Origin of the sequence: Plebeiibacterium marinum, from assembly GCF_026013615.1 — a bacterium.
Taxonomy (GTDB): Bacteria; Bacteroidota; Bacteroidia; order Bacteroidales; family Marinilabiliaceae; genus Saccharicrinis; species Saccharicrinis marinus_A.
The window spans coordinates 1-314 of the sequence record NZ_JAPDPI010000181.1 but is presented as its reverse complement, the minus strand read 5'-3'; the positions used below and the strand labels follow the sequence as shown (position 1 = coordinate 314).

At 40.4% G+C, this 314-nt stretch carries 1 protein-coding gene; it reads right to left on the bottom strand.

All coding sequences use genetic code 11. From position 1 onward, the window contains the following. Nucleotides 1-314: hypothetical protein (locus OM074_RS21405; RefSeq protein WP_301202739.1), on the bottom strand; the 314-nt coding region annotated here is incomplete at both ends.

Sequence of the window (314 nt, the reverse complement as noted above, 5' to 3'; positions counted from 1 at the left end):
TAATCTACCTGTTGAACAAACTCTTTGGATTCTGTATCGCTGGTATTTTCAGAATGCAGGTATTTTTTAACCAGCTCTCCCAGTTCGTTATAACGCGAAGCATTTAATACAAATTTTTCCTGATTGTTTACTTTGTAGGTAGTTTCGAGCAAGCGACCTACATGGTCGTACTTATAGCCTTTTACAACAGTAAGGTCAGCTTGACCGGGCATGGTATGTACCTGGGTGGTTTCTTCAACCTCATGTGTTATTTTTTTGTATTTGCTGCACACCCTGTCAATACCACCCCTATGGTTGGTACTGGTGCTCATAAT